Source organism: Salinimonas sediminis (genome assembly GCF_003429285.1).
GTDB classification, from domain to species: domain Bacteria; phylum Pseudomonadota; class Gammaproteobacteria; order Enterobacterales; family Alteromonadaceae; genus Alteromonas; species Alteromonas indica.
This window is the reverse complement of sequence record NZ_CP031769.1, coordinates 4,336,149-4,351,774: the sequence shown is the minus strand read 5'-3', so window position 1 is coordinate 4,351,774 and position 15,626 is coordinate 4,336,149. Positions and strand designations below refer to the sequence as shown.

Annotated in this window: 9 protein-coding genes and 3 pseudogenes; 4 read left to right on the top strand and 8 right to left on the bottom strand. The window is 40.3% G+C overall.

What is annotated here, in order from left to right; genetic code table 11:
- Positions 1-17: 17 nt before the first annotated feature.
- The 4 genes from D0Y50_RS19835 (at position 18) to D0Y50_RS19005 (ending at position 7,488) form a co-directional block, all read left to right on the top strand.
- Entirely contained in the window at positions 18-419 is a 402-nt protein-coding gene (locus D0Y50_RS19835) for a hypothetical protein (RefSeq protein WP_232366328.1), read from the top strand.
- A 172-nt stretch (positions 420-591) separates the two neighbouring features.
- The gene (dptH, locus tag D0Y50_RS19015; RefSeq protein WP_232366326.1) at positions 592-4,335 is read left to right on the top strand and encodes a DNA phosphorothioation-dependent restriction protein DptH; all 3,744 of its coding nucleotides are present in this window, start codon (positions 592-594) and stop codon (positions 4,333-4,335) included.
- A gap of 119 nt (positions 4,336-4,454) precedes the next feature.
- Positions 4,455-5,780: a HEPN domain-containing protein gene (locus D0Y50_RS19010; RefSeq protein ID WP_117318502.1), complete on the top strand. Its 1,326-nt coding sequence runs from the start codon at positions 4,455-4,457 to the stop codon at positions 5,778-5,780.
- Positions 5,781-5,796: 16 nt separating this feature from the next.
- Complete coding sequence (locus D0Y50_RS19005; RefSeq protein ID WP_117318500.1) at positions 5,797-7,488, top strand: AIPR family protein; 1,692 nt, start codon at positions 5,797-5,799, stop codon at positions 7,486-7,488.
- Between the two features lie 299 nt (positions 7,489-7,787).
- On the opposite strand, the pseudogene D0Y50_RS19000 reads toward D0Y50_RS19005, so the two are convergent.
- The 8 genes and pseudogenes from D0Y50_RS19000 to dndB all read right to left on the bottom strand — a co-directional run.
- Positions 7,788-8,015 (bottom strand): annotated as a pseudogene (locus D0Y50_RS19000) (ATP-binding protein); the annotation flags it as partial.
- Positions 8,016-8,060: 45 nt separating this feature from the next.
- Positions 8,061-8,954 (bottom strand): annotated as a pseudogene (locus D0Y50_RS18995) (IS3 family transposase); the annotation flags it as partial.
- Positions 8,955-8,966: 12 nt separating this feature from the next.
- Entirely contained in the window at positions 8,967-10,118 is a 1,152-nt protein-coding gene (locus D0Y50_RS18990; protein ID WP_117318575.1) for an IS30 family transposase, read from the bottom strand.
- Positions 10,119-10,191: 73 nt separating this feature from the next.
- Positions 10,192-10,440, bottom strand: a pseudogene (locus tag D0Y50_RS18985) (transposase); the annotation flags it as partial.
- Positions 10,441-10,557: 117 nt separating this feature from the next.
- Complete coding sequence (gene dndE, locus D0Y50_RS18980) at positions 10,558-10,920, bottom strand: DNA sulfur modification protein DndE (RefSeq protein ID WP_117318496.1); 363 nt, start codon at positions 10,918-10,920, stop codon at positions 10,558-10,560.
- Complete coding sequence (gene dndD / locus D0Y50_RS18975; protein WP_117318494.1) at positions 10,920-12,914, bottom strand: DNA sulfur modification protein DndD; 1,995 nt, start codon at positions 12,912-12,914, stop codon at positions 10,920-10,922. The genes dndE and dndD overlap by 1 nt, the downstream gene beginning before the upstream one ends.
- Complete coding sequence (locus D0Y50_RS18970) at positions 12,911-14,536, bottom strand: DNA phosphorothioation system sulfurtransferase DndC (RefSeq protein ID WP_117318492.1); 1,626 nt, start codon at positions 14,534-14,536, stop codon at positions 12,911-12,913. The genes dndD and D0Y50_RS18970 overlap by 4 nt, the downstream gene beginning before the upstream one ends.
- The gene (gene dndB / locus D0Y50_RS18965; protein ID WP_117318490.1) at positions 14,533-15,621 is read right to left on the bottom strand and encodes a DNA sulfur modification protein DndB; all 1,089 of its coding nucleotides are present in this window, start codon (positions 15,619-15,621) and stop codon (positions 14,533-14,535) included. The genes D0Y50_RS18970 and dndB overlap by 4 nt, the downstream gene beginning before the upstream one ends.
- Positions 15,622-15,626: the final 5 nt, after the last annotated feature.

The following is a 15,626-nucleotide window of genomic DNA, read 5'->3' as shown; positions in this document are numbered from 1 at the left end:
GAACAAGACCCAGAAGCATGGAAATTAAATTAGAGTTAGAAGCATGCTTACAAGAACAAAAGAAGAATAAAGAAAACCTTTTAGAGCTTGAAAAAGAATCTATTTCAGAGGGTAAATTACTAGTTAGAACGCAAGCAGATACAAAAGCTGGAAGACGCACTAAGAACATCATTTACGTATTGCCCGAAGGAAGGGATACATTTGAACTTGAAATAAGCTTTATTGGCGGAAAAGTTGAGAAAAAGAGTGCAAAATACTCAACGCTAGTCAGCCAAGTATCGATTATAGCTCCCCCGATAACGCTGGTGGAAAGCGCAGCCGCATCACTGTTACAGGCAATTACTACGATACTGCCACTTTCTTCACGTTCCGCATTAAGCGAGATAAATCTGCTGAAACTCACAACTTTAAGGTGTTAGTACTTAAAGAAAAAGAGTTTTATCTAAACTCAATAGAAAACAGCTTCCTCATAGATCCCAAGCGACAGCTAATTACTATTCAAACCGAAGAAAATAATGTTCAAATTGCTGAGCATGGTAAGCAGATACGCTCACTGAAAACGCGCAAGAGTTTGAAAACAGCACCGTAGGTGTGGTCGACTTCGAACAGCTAGCTTCAGAATCTGACAATGTTGAGTTTGTAGTAAAAGGCAATGAAAAACAGTTAAAGTTCAGTATCGAGGGAGCAGTAGCAACTGATGCGTTGTCACTACCTCTTTTGTTCAATCAAGAGCGTTTTAATAAACTTTTTAGTAACGACTATTTTGCTGTATTTAATAAGCGTAAGAACAAGATTCAACTCGACAATCATGAAATAGCACCGAAAGGAAAGCGATTAACACTTTTACAATGGGAGCAAGAGCTTCTTGATAGTAGTAGCCTTTATTGTCCAGCATCTAAAAATTTGCATGTAGCCGTTGCGGATATCGCTGTAAGTTACCCTGAATTATCGTCAGCGTACTCTACTTATTTCGCCTACCTAACTAATAACAACACATTGCCAAGTTTGAGCGGATGGGGTGAAACTTATCAAGAGCTTGTTGAGCGTGTAGTACGCGCTTACAACGAAGCACTAAGAAGTATCCAGTATGATACTTTGCTTAGCCAGCAACAGAAGCAACTTGTAAACATTGGATTTGCTGCGTTCAATGGCGTGGAATTCATTACGCCGTTCCACCCTATGGTATTGGCTTATCACCTGTATCTTGTTCAACGAGTAATTCAAGACGAAACTAATAGTTTCAAAACCTTACCCAAAGTCACTCTCTCACGTTTGAATGCTCAAGGATTAATGCCCTTTATATATGATCCAAGTAATGAGTTTGGTTACTGTCAGCATGAATCAGACAATGCTATGTGGTTGCGTATTGTCCCTCATCAAGAAACAAGCTACGACTACGTACAGAAACTAGTCAGAGACAAGGTATCCGAGTTCAGGGATGCATTTTCTAGTCTTTTTGAAAATGGAGAGCGTTCAAAGTTAATTATCAATTCGATAAACAACGGACAAAACAGAGAGCTCTTTCTTGGCCTGGTAGACTTCATTAAGCAATACAAAAATAAAGCCTGTCAGATTCACGTGAATATTTATGATGATGAAATCGAGTATTGTGAGTTTGATCGTTTTTCTGACACCGCAAGTTACGATGTTATTAAAGCAGAGTATGGCTTAAGTAAAGGAAGAGATAAGGACATTGCTGACACCGTAATCGACCTTCTTCGAACACGATTAACTTACAGTAAGTTTGAAAATCATAAGTTGGAAGACGGTACTTTTAAGCCACATCACTATGCCCATATCTCGTTTTTCAAGAATAATGACAAGGTACAATCTCGAGACCGAAACGTTAACGAAGAGCTGAGTGGTGTGGTTGCTGATGGCCTAATGGCTGGCGAAGCATCCTCTAGTGAGGAAGATAGTTATTCAACCGCCTTCGGCCTTAAAGGTATCGAATATAACGATAAGCCTCACCTGCAAATTGCGGAACGCCTAAATGGTCTTATAAAACCAGCGCGTAAACCTGATGAACAGTACTCGCGCTCTAAATCTACAGCCTTGGTAGTAAGCGGTAAGTTTAGAAAGCTTCTACAGTGCGCCTATTCAAGTTCAATTTGGACCACAATTATCGACCCTAAGGTTACGTTAGATTTCTTTGACAACGACAAAAACGTGGTACTGATTCACTATTCAGATAATTACACCAATTCAATAAACTATGATGCGATAACGGTTACTGAAGAATCTGACTTATATAAGAAAGTACTAGAGTGTGATCAGGGTGGAATCATCGAGGAGTTTAACGCTTTCAATGGTGAGTGGCTCCTTAAGATGATTACCGCAAATGATAACGAGCGTAAAGAAAAACGCGGAATCATTGGTGCATACAAGTTTGTAAACTGTTTACTCAATAAGTCAGATATTACCTGGGTACCACTGTCTGTGGCTGAGATGTTGCGAGTCGCGGGCAATATTGGCCTGAAAATGTCAGAAAGCGATTTTTCGAAAAGTAACATTGCTGGGACTATCAAAGGCGCAATCTCAGACGATATTTTATTTGTGGGTTTCAAGCAAGATACAATGGTATTGCTGCCGGTTGAGGTTAAAACAGGTAAGAAGCAAACGCATAATAAAGGTGTTCAGCAAGCCAAAGAGCTCAAGCGATATCTTGAAGAAGACGTCCTCAAAGGTGATAGCCTAGCTGCTCAGCTGTATCGTGGCTTGTTTGTAAGACAGTTATTGATGCAAATAGATAAGTACAAGCTATACAACCTCTATAGCGATAGCTACTTCGATGAATTACTTTCTCGTCGTGAATGGTGGCTACAGGGCCAATATGCAATTGCTGATTTGGCGAATTATCCAGCAGGCTTCTTGGTATCACATGTAGAGAATGACACCTTCTTTGAGCCTGCTTTTGAACTAAAAGAAAATATTCTCAAGATAGAGCTACCCATAAGTACTTTATCGAAATTTATAAAAACGCCGTTATCACAGCTTTTTGAACAGCAGCCCGAAAAACTATGCCATATAAGTAGCGAATATATATTAAGAGATACAACGCTACTTGTAGGCGGCCATATACAGCAAAACGCAGCCAATGCGATAAATGTAGATGAGCAGAAATCCCAATATGGTAATAACGCTAACAACCAGGCAGTGCCACCTGAAGTTGTTGTTCCTGGCGAGAGTAGTACAGAAACAGATGAAACCTTAAAAGTCCTAGTCGGCCATTCCGTACAAAACGAAGAGCTTGTTTTTTGGGAGCCAACCAATACTGCCAAGTTTATGAACACTAACTCTGGCATTATCGGCACCATGGGTACAGGTAAAACCCAGTGTACGAAGTCAGTCGTTACGCAGCTCTATCGAAACCAAAAGAACAATGTAGATGGTAAGCCAATTGGTATCCTTATTTTCGATTATAAATCAGATTATGTGGATGATAAGTTCATCAGTGCGACTGCTGCCAAGAAGTTTAAGTTATTTAAGTTACCTTTTAACCCTCTAAGTCTTTTTGGCGACACCCCGATGTTGCCCATTCATACGGCAGCAGGTTTTTCAGAAACAATGGCAAAAGCGTATGGCTTAGGGAAAAAACAGCAGCTGAAACTAGAAAACATTATCTTAGAAGCCTATGAGCTAGCAGGAATAAAACCTGAAGACCCATCTACTTGGAAAAGAACGGCGCCAACTATAGAGAACGTCTGGGACATTTTTTTAGAACAAGAAAAAGTAGAAGAGGATTCGCTATACGCCGCGCTTTCTAAGCTTGCGCGTTTCAAAATCTTTGAAACAAATCCTGAAAAAATGTTCAGCCTGTACGACTTGGTCAGCGGTGTAACAGTCATCGAGTTGGCTGGTTATCCAACTGAAGTCCAGAATTTGGTTGTAGCATTGGCATTGGACTTGTTTTATTCACAAATGCAAAAGCAAGGTAAGCCACAAGTAGATGGTGATTTTAGGCAAGTTACAAAGCTTATCCTTGTGGACGAAGCCGATAACTTTATGTCACAAAACTTCTCAAGCTTGAGGAGAATTCTCAAAGAAGGTCGTGAGTATGGTGTCGGCGTAATCCTGTCTACTCAAGATATTACCCATTTTAAAACAGGGGAGAACGATTACTCTACTTACATATTAAGCTGGATTGTTCATCGGGTTTCTCAGATTAGAAATCAAGATATTAAGTCACTTTTCAACAAAGACGATAAAACTGATCAAGAGTATCTGATGAAGTCTATACGCGAGTTAGAAAAACACCATAGTTTGTATGTAGATGGTAGTAAGAAAATAACAAAAATTAAAGATAAGTCCTTTTGGGAGCTAACTAGTGAGTAATTCTAGAAGATTCACGACCGAATATCTGGTTGTAATAGAAAACTCTAAAGGTCAGTCTGGACTTTTTAATTTACTAAAGTCGACAGATAGATTTATTGAGTTTGTTGAAGATAAAGCTCATGTTTTTTTTTAATGAAAAAGAAATTGAATATAAAGATATAAAGTTTAAGTATGAAATTAGATACGGCGATGTCAGTGATAAAGTACAGAAGTACTTTTATATTGCAATTTCTTGTTCTAAGGCCTATGTCGAAGAATATAAACAACTATTAAAAATAGTTAGAGGAGCGTGTAAATCAGACAGCTTCGATGTTGAAACGTTGACAAGTGATTTATCTCACTACAGCGCCTGTAACGCCTACGGTAAAATTCATGAAATAGAGAATCTAATGCGGCGATTGATTACTTTCTTCATGGTAACAAAGGTTGGAAAAGATTGGGCGAAAAATAACTCCCCGGATGCTGTTAAAAAAAATTTCGCGAGAGACCGGTCGAACAATGGTCACGAATATGCGTCTGAACTACATAAGTTGGACTTTGGACATTTAGCTGACTTTCTCTTTAAGAGCTACCAAACAAAAACCAATGAGAGTTTGTATACCGAAATAAATTCCTTAAGCGATAGCGAACAAGTAAATATTGAAAAGCTCAAAAGTTTTATACCAACTTCTAACTGGAATATTTTTTTTAAAGATAGCATTAACGTAGAAGCGTCTTATTTAAAATCAAGGTGGGAAAAGCTCACGGATCTAAGAAATCGAGTCGCTCACTCGGCGGATTTTACTGAAGAGGAGTACGATGAAGTTGAAGAAATTTTCGACGAGTTAAAACCTATACTGAATGATGCTTTTGATCAGTCAGTAAAGCTTAAAATAGAAAGCGATGAGCGTGAAAAGATAGTATCAAACTTAGATTCAAAAATTGGTGGTCTGTTTAGAGAGATAGAGCTTTGTGAACGTTATATTAGAAATAGCGCTGGAGATACACGAAATACACCAATTGAGAATGTAATAAATAACTTAAGTGGTTCCCCCGATATACAGAAGAAAACGCTCAATAGTTTTATTGAGCTAGTCAATTTAAAAGCTAAGTTAACTGCTGAAACATCGCCCTCTGATGAAAACATAAATGAATTGGAAAATAGAGTCTTAGACTTTAAAGAGCAGATCAATCACACATGGAATGATGAAGTTTACAATATTGTAAAAGGTCTAGGAGGAAAAGCGACTCTTAATGAGATATATATTGAGGTTCGAAAAACATCCAAGAGGACCTTGTATTCTGCCTGGAAAACAAGTGTGAGACGGGCTATTTACACCAATTCCTCTGATGTTGAGCTCTTCGGTGGGAAATATGATATATATAAAAAAGTTAACAAAGGGACATGGAAAATCAGAGAAAATATAGAAGAAAGTATATTAAGTGATTTCCTTAAATCGAATTAAAAAATAAGAGGTTAAAGTGGCAAATATCAATGATTTTAAACTTTTAGGTTTAAAATGTAATACTTATTTTCAAGCAATGAATAATAATTTTAAATTTAAGGTAAATGAAGGAATCGATCAAGAGAGACTTGGTTTTTATTTTTTTACCTTAGATAATTTATTTGGTATCAGTGAGCCTGGAGATCTTGTTCAATTTATTACGGATACTGAATTTAATAAGTTAATGGAAGGTAATGCTCACGATGATTGTGGGATCGATGCAGTTTTTATTGATGAAGAAAGTAAAAATATAAATCTATTTAACTTTAAGTATAGATCAAAATACAGTGTTGATTCCAAACAAAGTTTGAATGATGTCATAACATCTTCAAAATATATTAATGCAATTTATTCTAGTGATGTAAGTGAGCTTGCTGGAAAGCCAAAATTATTCGCAGAGCAAATTAAAGAGCTATATGACTCGAAGGAAGTATGGAAAACAAAACTATATATCGTAAGCAATGATTCAAAGCCAGTTGATGTTAATGATAAGCATATAAAAAACCTTACACAAGGTTATGATATTGAAATTATCCCGGTTTCTCTCGAAGAGCTTAATGGCTTCATGTCAATAAGGCCAGAACCAATAAATTCGACGCTCATACTACCAAATGATGCATTGATGTCATATTCTGAGAATACACTTGCAACAGCAAGGTCTTACATTGCTAGATTAAAAAGTAGTGAGCTGATTAGAATTACTTGTGACGATGAAAAATTAAGAGAGAAATACGATTTAGAGGATTACGATAAACTTAAAAGCGTTAAGCTAGATTACGCTGTTTTGTTCGATAATGTTAGAGGGTTCGTGATTAAGTCAAAATACAACGATAATATCTATAAGTCACTTGAAGAACACCCAGAAAAGTTTTTTATGTACAATAATGGAATCACTATTGTAGCAGAAAAAATCGAAGCTGAGCCTGTTAACGGCCAGACTCAAATGAAGTTGAGCATGAGTAACTTTCAGGTTCTCAATGGTGGTCAGACATTAAGAACAATTCATAATTTTAATGAAGACAATGAAAGGAATATTCAAGACTATCTATCCAAAAGCGAAGTGTTAGTTCGTATTTTTCAAATAAAACGTGACAGTGGTGAAGTAAATAAGATTGCTGAGTATACAAATAGCCAAAATACTATATCCCCGCCTGATCTTAAGTCTTTGAATGAGAAGCAATTAGAGCTTGAAAATTTCTTGAAAGAAAAGGGCATTAATTATATAAGAAAATCAGGCGATCTTGGTAAAAGTGACCGTAAATATGCCTTTAGCATTTCGATGGTAAAGTTTGGTCAATTGTTGTATTCCTTGAAGGGCTACCCAGAAAAAGCTATAAGTGTTAAGCAAAGTATATTTGGTAAAAAATATAATGAAGTATTCCCTGATGATCGAAGTTATCTTGACGATGCATTCAATATAATTAAAGATTATATGGATATTAAGAAAATCTACGAAGATACTTCCTATGAAAGTCTCGATATAAAACATTATTATATGATTTATTTAGATGCCAAGTACCCCGAAATTTCTCGGATAGACAAGGTTGATTTGATAGAAAAGTTTATTTTAGATTATCAAGTAGAGAAGGAAACAACGGATGTTAGGAAAATGACTCAAACTAGATTCAAAGATGAATTGATTGACAAAATAGAAAGCGAACTAGCATAGCTTTTACTTGTATTAGTCTCAGCCTTAATGTAACACTTCTTCAAGAAGAAATGAGAGTTACACATTTTGATAAAAGTGTCGAAAATTTATTCAAAATGAAATAGGTAACTCTCATGTTGCAGCTAGTAATCCAATTATCAACCAGAAAGCAGGAAGGTTAAAGCTGGCTCAAGAACTGCGCTACTTACTTAAGGCCTGTATAGCAATGGGTGCAACCCGCGACAAGTTTTATCGGTTGTCAGCGGCAATCTAATTTTGACCCAGTTAGCGGTAAAATAAAATTGACCCTCCATTAACATCTATACTTCATTTTGTTTATTGGTGACCGGGGCTATCCCAGCCGTGTTTTTGCGCCGTAGACGGTAACTATTTTCTGCTATCTGGACGATATGTACATGATGTAACAGTCTATCAAGTAGAGCCGCAGTCAGGGTTTGACCGTCAGCGAAGGCCGTTGACCATCGTGAGAACGGCAAGTTACTGGTGACGATTACATTGCCATGCGCGTAACGTTTAGCAATTAAGTGAATTAGTCTCGACTTAATCTGACAATTTGAATCGCCACTACTAACCTAGACATTTCCCAGTCGTTCTTCGTAACGATTTTCATACTCTACTGGTGACAGTAGATTATTGGAACCATGTTTTCGTTTACTGTTATAAAACATCTCGATGTAATCGAAGATGTCGCTTCTTGCATCATCTCGGGTTGAGTAGACCTTTTTCTTAATTCGCTTCCGCTTCAGCAACTGGAAGAAGCTTTCGGCTACAGCGTTATCATGGCAGTTTCCGCGTCGACTCATGCTGCCTTCCAGCCCATTTGATTTTAAAAAGGCCTGCCAGTCGTGACTGGTATACTGACTTCCCTGATCAGAGTGGACTGTGACTTGCTGTTTGGGATTACGCCGCCAGACAGCCATAAGTAATGCATTGAGTACGATATCCTTGGTAATGCGCTGATGCATCGACCAGCCCACCACTTTGCGTGAGAACAGGTCGACGACGACTGCAAGGTACAGCCAACCCTCGTGCGTTCTGACATGCGTTATATCCGTTACCCATGCGTCATCCGGTGCAACGGGATTAAATTCACGATTGAGGCGGTTGGGCACTACGATATGGCTCTCACCACTGCGATGCCTGGGTTTCCGGTAGCCGACCTGAGCACGTAAGCCTTCTCCACGCATTAAACGGTGGACACGATTGATACCGCAGCGCTCGCCAATGTCTCTTAAGTCGGAGTGGATTTTGCGATAGCCATACACACCACCAGACTCCAGCCAGAACTGCTTTATCAGACCAGTAACTCGCTGATTGGCTTTGTCTCGCTTCGAGTGAAGTTGCTTGGGCCAGGCATAATAACCGCTAGGATGAACGTTGAGCATCCGGCACAACCATCTGACAGGCCAACAGTTGCTTTCGTCCCTGATAAAGGCGTACCTCAGTCGAACTCTTTTGCGAAGTACGCCGCTGTAAGTTCAAGTGAACATCGCAACACCCCTTTCAATCATGTGTGACGGTGTTTTAAATTTCAATGTTTTTCTTGGTCGTTCATTTAGTTGAGTTGCGACTTCACTGAGTCGTTCTTGTGAGTGCAATGATAGATCCGTCTTTTTAGGGAAGTATTGTCGAATAAGGCTATTAGTGTTTTCATTCGTACCTCGTTGCCATGGACATTGCGGATCGCAGAAGTAAACTGGCATGCCAAATTCAGCTGTTAAAACGCTATGTTTAGCCAGTTCCATTCCTCTATCCCAAGTAAGCGATTTGCGGTATTTAGAAGGCATTTTTTTAAACACCGCTAATAATGCCGTATTCACCGAATCAGCGTCTTTTCCTGCTAACTTCAAGATGATTGTGAAACGCGATTTCCGGTCTACCAATGTGGCAATATGAGTGTTTTTAGAGCCGGTTACTAAGTCGCCTTCCCAGTGGCCGAGGGAACGTCGATTATCGATATGTTTAGAGCGTTCGTGAATTGAAATGCCGTTAACTATATTGATGGAGCCTCTGTCACCTTTACGGCTATGAAAGCGACTGTGTCGCATAGGCCGTTTTCTTCGTAAATGCTCAGTCAACGAGTGATGAATGATATTCCTTGCCCTAACGTATAATGACTTATAAATGGTTTCGTGTGATACCTGCATTTTCTTACGCCGAGAATACTCGACACTTAACCAACCAGATATTTGCTCTGGCGACCACTTCAACTCTAGCTTCTCTATAACCAGCTTTCTCAGCTCAGGGTATTGTTCTAAGACACCAGGCTTTGGCCGCTTAGCCATTCGTTTTGCACGGTTATCAGCATCAACTGCTTTGTAATATCTACGCCCTCTATTTCTGGCGATTTCACGTGATATTGTCGAGGGAGAGCGACCTAGTTGTTTAGCTATCGCTCTAATGCTCATCTTTGCAGACAATGAAACGCGGATTTCCTCGCGTTCTGAAAGAGTTAAGTGGGAAATATTACGATGCCTTGATCTAGGTTTAATGCCACCATCTTCACGTAAAATTGTGAATACTGATCCCGGCTTTGCCTCAATGATACGGCCAATATCGCTGAACCCAGCGCCTTGCTTCCATAAATCGAAAACAAGTGTTTGCTCATCTTGAGTAAATGTACGTTTTATTCGCTTCATCCAAAGTCCTCATGCAAATCAGTATTTTAGTATAACTGTTGCATTGACCACTTGAATCTACAGCGGCTTTTTTTAATATATCCCGCTCTTCAGTAGCCCGCTTCAGCTCTTTTTGTAGTCGCTTGATTTCGGCTTGAGCGTCAGTCAGTTCGTTGTGCTTCGTGGAATCAGAGCCATATTTCTTAACCCAGGCATAAAGGCTATGCGTCGTGACATCGAGACGTTTGGCAACATCTGCGACGGAATGACCACGGTCAACAACCTGTTTAACCGCTTCTTGCTTGAATTCTTCTGGATAGCGTCTTCCGCTCATAAGCACCTCTCTATTTGTAGTTAGTTTATCTAACTAAGAGGTGTCTAGGAAATCAGTGGCGATTCAGTTAATCATTTACAGCCAGCCCTGGTGGAAGCTTTAGTATATCATTTCCTATTAAAACTTAGTTTTGGCTCTTTCAATCAGACCAAAAAGAGTCTTTTGGGTTCTCAACGAAGCTATCCCATGCTCTACATGAGCAGCCCAAGCTTGTTGAAGCTGCTTACCTTCCAAATCAGGGTAGGTATGCTTTAACAAGAGCTCCGTTACCTCCTGGGTGCGGCCTAACCAAGTAATCTTGTCTAACGTTAAGCTACCGTTCGTGGCGTACTCCGTGACGGGGTCATATTTAAAGTCAGATTCTATCGATCGGAAGAAGGCGATGCGTGCCGATACATTGGGTGTTACACCCGTGTAGCCTTTGAGTTTTTTAAGTTGCTCTTCAGCAGTACGTGAAAGCTGCATTCTATTAGGTAGCATTACACAGCCTCCATTTGCTTTGCTTCTTGCCAGAAATAACCTTCTTGAACGCTCGAGCAACGAGTTTTTTCGTTGAAGTCAATTTCATAGGCGTGTGAAACTTTATCAGACAGTAGGGTATAGAACTCCTCATCCACTTCAGTATCAGTTGATAGCAGAATGACTTGCTCGCCTGCCTCTGGGAAGTAATGCGTGATGAGTTTATCTCTGTGTTTGGAATCAAGCCTTCCAAGTGGGGTATCGACGACCACTGGAAGCACTTTACCGGACAATTTCCCTAAAGCCTCAAGTATTGCAAACGCAAAGATTTGCTTTTCACCTGCAGAAAGCGACTTGCGGTTTATTACTATGCCTTCTTGGTCTACTAATGAAACATCGAATGTTTTAGCGTCAATCTTTGCAGCTAGCTTTAAATCCCCTTTTCGGGCAAGCTTTCGATAAGATGTGGCGAACAGGTCTTCTAACTGGGTTACACGCAAGGCTGTTAAATGGCTAGAAAAGTCACCCAGGGCATTTTGAGCGGCTTCTACACGGGTTAGTGCTTTAACCACTGTGGCTTCGTTTTTTTGCTGATTAAAAAGCTTCTCCAATCGTTTAGCAATGTCTAACGCTTTGCTCATCTTTTCCTTTGCATTGGTGAGATAAGACTTGTAGTTGTCTTTTGCTAATGCAATATTTTTATCGAGTTCACGCAATTTTGAATAATTATTCGCCAACTCCTGCTCATCAGGTGCTCGTTCAATATTGATTGATAGTGAAGCCAATTCATTTTGTACCGCGTTTAGGTCTTCCATTAAACTGGTAACATTTTTCTTGGCGTCTATAGCCGAGTCGACGTTTGCTTTCAGCCGATAAAAATCAGAGTCAGATATATCTAACCTTACTTCGTCATCTGACGACGCACTGTTTTGGGATTTAACAAAATCACTAAGTAAGCTTGATATATCTTCTGGCTGAGCGTTAAACTTTCCAGAAATAGAATGAGCCAAATCATTTGTAGCTGCTTCAAATTTCCTTATAAACGCTTGATGCTGTTTAAATTCTTGTTCTTTCTCGAGTTGAGTTATTAAATCTGCTATAGCATTAGGAGCTAGTGAAATAGGAAATGCACCATCTAATTCTTGGAGGGTTGCCCCGCTTAGTTGGTTCTCTTCTTTAATCAGTTGTTCAGCCCGCTCTTTTTCTTGGCTTTTCGTTTTTGCCCAAGCACCGCCGCGTTCCTGAATTTTCGCTTCTAGGTGCTCAACTGCCTTTCTCAGCTCTGTCAAACGGGGGCGAATTTGTTCCGCACTATCTTGGGCTTGCTGTGCTTCTTTGTAAGCTTGGTTTTTTTCTTTTTCTAGAACAGTTATTTGATTGAGTGATTTCTTATCAATAGTATCTTTGGTGACTTGTTTAAGGTAAATATCTAAATCGTCCGTTAAGCGATTTACAATATCAATGCCTAACAGCTTTTGAACGGCTTCTTTTAAGTAGGCTCCGGTATCATCTTCCGCTAGCTCAGCGATTTTTTCACCGTCAAAGAAAAATAAGTCGCTTATCCCTGGTGGGATCATCTCAGACAAAATTGCTTGCACTTGCTCGCCAGTAAGTACATCTAATAAGTCGTCATTTAACTTAAGCGTAAGGGTTTCTTTACCTGCAATATCCCACAGCCGGGTAACGACAAAGGTATTATGTTTTCCTTTATGAGTGTGACTAAATTCTAAGCGTATACTAGCTGTGGCCGAAGATTCATCAGCCTGGGCTTTGTTATTGATTTGCGCCGTAAGATAGTCCGCGTAGTCTTTTGCTGAGACGGCAGCCCCAACAGCACGTTTACCCATAAGTAGCAGTCGTATTGCAGTTAAAATACTTGTTTTTCCAGCTCCGTTTAAGCCACCAAACAACACAATCGGCTTAGTGAAGACCCCGTCTCTACGTGGCGCTAACTCAATAGTATGTTCGGCATTAAACACACGAAAGTTATTCACAGTCAGTGTTTTAAAAATCATAAGCTTGCCTCCTGCTCTAAAGAGGCGTTGATCATTTCTAACTCTGCCATCAAGCTTTGAACTTCACGAGATTGATCGATTTGTTTCTGCCTAGTACCTTTGTTTTCTCGTATGATGTTTTCTGCTGTATCCCAATCCTGCTGAACAAGGCGGCCAATTTTATTAAAAATTCCGACACGCCGAGTGAGACCACTCATCGATACTTCTAGGTCGATAAGTTTCTTCAGCATCTGCGGCGAAATGCCATGCTCAGGAGCAACCCGATTTAGTAAGGAAGATTCTTGTTGAGAAAATTGATTAGTATCATCTACCGCCCAGTCAAGATCGTAGCCGTAAATATCCTTAAAAATAGCTGGCAGCGAATCGTCCCAATCTGGCTCGTTAGGGTCATTTAACCACTCGTGCCTCACCGCGTGGAGCTCAGGTACAGTGATCAGCTCAAGATCTTTCTGTACCGCCGACAAGCGTTTCTGAATGGTCAACAGTAACTTCATCGCTAACTTGCGATACTTAAGTTTGTAAGGGCCGGTGGTGTAGTCGTCAGTGAGGATCTTTTCACCATCTTCACGAAGTGTTTTAAATGCCAGGCGCCCATCTCTACGTATATGGCTGCGGTATTTTTTCTTAAGTTTAGGTGAGGTACTTCGAGAAAGAATATTTCTGAATTTTAGTAGCGGAAGCATCCAGCTTTCGCCGTTCTGAACTAAACTTTCCATTGCTCTATCTTTAGTTACTACCGTGCAGGTCCAACAGCCGAATCTTGAGTTACCACAAGAGGGAGTAGTTTCATCAATAACCATGGGACATTCGCCTTGGCCGGATGAATCTTTGTACAGATTCCACAACACAAGGTTCTTCCCACCCCAGGGGTTTTCCCATTCGAGATCGTACTTATCAAACCACTTATTTTTAATACCAAATGCTGTTTCTTGGGTCTGTAAATGACAAAAGCGTAAGATCTTCCACACATCATCTACTGCCCACATATCTATCGGAGTGTAGATAAAGGCGTTGGAGAGGGTAGTATGCTTCGCCAAGTCAGAGCCATCAATTTTATGCTTGGCAATAACTTGGGCTCTTGATGCACTTTCTTGAGACCGTGAACCAAGTACCACAACTACCTCGTCGTACTGGCTGATCTTATCAGTGATGAATGAACTAACAGGATCAATTTTCATTCTCTCGGTACACCAGCGGAAGTTACGCGTGGGTGCGGGATAGCCTTTACCCAAGAGATTCGCCCAAAACGTATCATTGGTTTTGGGGACCACCTTATGAGAGGTGATCGGCAGCTTATCGCGTGCTGCGCCTTTCTGGATGGCTTCAAGAGACCGATTTACATGGTCAACTACAATGGGAGTTTCTACCAGGGTATCGGAGGCCACTACAAACACATGCTTGTGTCGCTCGTCTGGTTTGAGACCAAGTAAAGCAAGGTAAACTAATACCATCACAGCAGAAGAGTCTTTTCCTCCACTATAGCCAATAACCCAAGGGCGCGTATCCTTTAGGTAAACTCGCTGTACGTTGGCTACATATTCCGATAATGCACTTCCCGCAAAATCTTCCTGCTCGATAAAGTCAATGTACTCATCGAGTTCAAACTGTTTAGCTAATGTCATGATGCTAACAAATCTTTTTCTTTAAGCAGGTCCTCTTCCAGTAACTGGAGACCTAACTGTCGTTTAATTTCCAATGCAGTTAAAAATATATTTGAGCTGGCTTTCGATAACTTGCCGTGCATCATTGCACGCTTTATCCATTCCGGGTTTGACTTGCGCCAGTCTATATTCCGCATTTGCTGAAACATGGCTTGTTGCTCTTGGTCTGAGCATTTGAGAAGCTGACTACCAACGTTTGCGATAGCTTGTAATGCTATGCCATGCGCAGTTAAGTATTCTTGTCTGAATTCACTTACTGCGAGCTTTTTATCCTGTACTAATTTCCACTCGGGCATATTATCATTGATGTCGTTCCAAAACTTCAACGCACGCTGTTTTTCTTCACCTGAAATGTCGTCCTTTGGTCCTTTGTGTAGCAGTGCTCTCGTAGCGTGTTTAATCGCGCTCAGCGCAAAAATTTTATTACTTTTAATAGGTATGCTGCTCTTTTCCATTTCGGTAAAACCAACAAATGGTTTGGCGGTAGTAGCTAAATATTTTGCAATCCTGGCACCAGGGTCCCTGTCATCGTAAAGTGTTGATAAAGATGTAGAAGGGCGAATTGCATGTTGATTTAAGTCGGCAAACATTTGCTGGCTTCTGTGTAATCCTTCGTCTACATAAAACACTATTGCAATATTATCTTGACCAAGTTCTGGCTTTAACTTAATCGCCTCTTCAATAGCAGCCCTGCGATGCTGACCGTCATTTATCAAAATGCTCGTATTCATCGACACTTTGAGCGTACCAATATTGGGCGCGTGCTCGTCGTGTTCAATAAACGCAACATCGTTACCTACAGAAGCAGTTAACGCAGAAAAGACATAGTCATCTGGATTATCGACTAAGTATCTCGACATTTCTGGTATACGGGCCTTGTTCAAAGTCCGTTGCGCACGTAGCTCAGGCGGTACCTCTTCTTCATCATAAATAAAGATTTTGGGTATTATACGAAGTGGGCATGTTGCAATGTAGAAAGGGCGCCCTGCTTGTACACCCCTTACAGCTGGGAATGAGTAGCAAAAGTCATTGTCGATGGTATTCATGAAAG

Excerpts from the sequence above, each read along its gene's own strand:
- D0Y50_RS19835 (WP_232366328.1), top strand. The coding sequence starts at position 18 with ATGGAAATTAAATTAGAGTTAGAAGCATGCTTACAAGAACAAAAGAAG.
- D0Y50_RS19010 (WP_117318502.1), top strand. The coding sequence starts at position 4,455 with ATGTTTTTTTTTAATGAAAAAGAAATTGAATATAAAGATATAAAGTTT.
- dndE (WP_117318496.1), bottom strand. The coding sequence starts at position 10,920 with ATGCTACCTAATAGAATGCAGCTTTCACGTACTGCTGAAGAGCAACTT.
- dndD (WP_117318494.1), bottom strand. The coding sequence starts at position 12,914 with ATGATTTTTAAAACACTGACTGTGAATAACTTTCGTGTGTTTAATGCC.
- D0Y50_RS18970 (WP_117318492.1), bottom strand. The coding sequence starts at position 14,536 with ATGACATTAGCTAAACAGTTTGAACTCGATGAGTACATTGACTTTATC.
- dndB (WP_117318490.1), bottom strand. The coding sequence starts at position 15,621 with ATGAATACCATCGACAATGACTTTTGCTACTCATTCCCAGCTGTAAGG.